This is a genomic window from Pararhodobacter sp. (assembly GCF_034676075.1).
GTDB lineage: Bacteria > Pseudomonadota > Alphaproteobacteria > Rhodobacterales > Rhodobacteraceae > Pararhodobacter.
On record NZ_JAUCCQ010000230.1, the window covers coordinates 1 to 2,146 of the forward strand.

Consider the following 2,146-nt stretch of genomic DNA (forward strand, 5'->3'; position numbering starts at 1 on the left):
GGGGGCCAGCCCCCCGGACCCCCCGGGATATTTGAGGCGCAAAGAAGGGGTCAGAAGCCCGCTTCGTGGATCGCGGTGAGGCCCGCGCGGTAATCGGGATAGGTCAGGGTGAGCTTCAGTTCCGGGCCCAGGCGGCGCGAGCGCAGGCGCTTGTTGTCCTCGTAGAAGCTGCGGGCCATGGGCGAGAGATCGGCGTCTTCATAGGGGATCAGCGGCGGCGGCTCGATCCCGAGGAGTTGCGCCGCGAAGAGCGTGACATCGGCCATGGGGGCCGGTTCGCCATCGGCGCAGATCAAGGGGCCGACCAGTTCGGCCTCGGCCGCGGCGGCGGCGATTCGGCCCAGATCCGCGACATGGATGCGGTTGAAGACCTGCCCCTCCTTCCAGACCCGCTGCCCGCGGCCCTGACGCAAGGCGTCGAGCGCCGAGCGGCCGGGGCCATAGATCCCGGCAATGCGCAACAGGGCCAGCGGCAGGCGCCGCGCTTCGGCGAAGGCCCGCCAATCGTGTTCGGCCTGCGCCCGGGCGAGGCCGCGGCCGGTGGCGGGGGCGTCCGCCGTGCCCTCGTCGATCCAGGCGCCGCCATGGTCGCCATAGAGGCTGCTGGCCGAGGCATAGCCGATCCAGCGCAGTTTCGGCGCGGGCAGATCGGCGAGGATCGGCAGCATCGGGTCGCCTTCGGCCCCCGGGGGCGCCCAGGCGATGAGATGCGTGGCTTGGGCCAGCGCCCCGGCCGCCTGATCGGGCCAGAGGACAGCGGCGCCCGGCTTGCGCGAGGTGCCGAGGACCCGCCACTCGGGGCCGAGGGCGGCTTCGGTGGCCTGACCGGAAAACCCGTGGCCGAGGGAGAGGAGCGTCTTCATGAGGCGCAGCTAAGGCCGGGGGCGGGGCCGGGGCAAGGGGGTGGGCTTCAAAACCTTGTCGCCAATGCCTATTCTTGGGGGGCAAGACGGAGTGCGCCCGTGATATCCTCGCTGACCGGCCTCATCACCCATTCGATCGACGCCGTCAGCGACACGGTGTCGGAGGCGTTTTTCGAGCCGGTGGTGCGGCTGGGCGTCACCGGCCTGAGCCGCGCGGGCAAGACGGTCTTCATCACGGCGCTGGTCCACAATCTGATGGAACCGGGCCGGATGCAGCGGATGCGGGCGGTGCAGCAGGGGCTCATTCGCGGCGCCTGGCTGCAGCCGCAGCCCGACATGACCCTGCCGCGCTTCGATTACGAGGCGCATCTGGCCTCGCTGACCGGCGAGGCGCCGCGCTGGCCCGAGGGGACGCGGGCGGTGAGCGAGCTGCGGCTGTCCTTCCGGCTGGCGCCGACCGGGCTCTTCGGCGGGTTGACCGGGCCAAGGAAGCTGCATCTCGACATCGTCGATTATCCGGGCGAATGGCTGCTGGATCTGGGGCTGATGGGCAAGAGCTATGCCAGCTGGTCGGCCGAGGTTCTGGCGCGGCTGCCCAAGCGCCCGCAGGCCGAGGTGTTCCGCGAGGTGCTGCTGAACATCGACCCGCAGGCCCGGCACGAGGAAAGCGTGGCCCAGGCGCTGGCCCGCGAATTCACCGCCTATCTGGTCGCCGCGCGCGAGGCGGGCTGGTCCGATTGCACGCCGGGCCGCTTCCTGTTGCCCGGCGAAATGGCGGGCTCGCCGGTCCTGACCTTCGCGCCGCTGCCCGCGAGCGAGGGCAAGCGCGGCTCACTCTGGCGCGAGATGGAGCGGCGGTTCGATGCCTACAAGTCGCAGGTCATCCGCCCCTTCTTCGAGACACATTTCGCCAGGCTGGACCGGCAGGTGGTGCTGATCGACGTGCTGGAGGCCGTGCATCGCGGACCCGCCGCGCTGGAGGATCAGCGCCGGGCCATGGCCGAGGTTCTGGCCGCCTTTCGGCCCGGGGCGAACGGGTTCTTCACCTCGATGCTGCGGGGGCGGCGGGTGGAAAAGATCCTCTTTGCCGCGACCAAGGCCGATCACCTGCACCACACGCAACACCCCCGGCTGACCGCGTTGGCCGAGGCCCTGCTGCGCGAGGCGCGGGACCGGGCGCGGTTTTCCGGCGCCGAGACGGCGGCGATGTCGATCGCCGCGCTGCGCTCGACGGTCGAGGAACAGCGCAGCCACGGCGGGCGCGAGGTCGATCTGGTGCGCGG

The 2,146-nt window shown here is 71.1% G+C and carries 2 protein-coding genes; one reads left to right on the forward strand and one right to left on the reverse strand.

Annotated features, from left to right (window positions below; translation table 11 throughout):
- Nucleotides 1-50: 50 nt before the first annotated feature.
- A complete protein-coding gene (locus VDQ18_RS23505; RefSeq protein ID WP_323023279.1) occupies nucleotides 51-863 on the reverse strand; it encodes an SDR family NAD(P)-dependent oxidoreductase in 813 nt (270 codons plus the stop codon).
- Nucleotides 864-962: 99 nt separating this feature from the next.
- On the opposite strand from VDQ18_RS23505, the gene VDQ18_RS23510 reads away from it, so the two are divergent.
- A partial coding sequence (locus VDQ18_RS23510) for a YcjX family protein (RefSeq protein WP_323023280.1) occupies nucleotides 963-2,146 on the forward strand: 1,184 nt, incomplete at its 3' end.

Coding starts and splice junctions, on each gene's coding strand:
- VDQ18_RS23505 (WP_323023279.1), bottom strand. CDS start 863: ATGAAGACGCTCCTCTCCCTCGGCCACGGGTTTTCCGGTCAGGCCACC.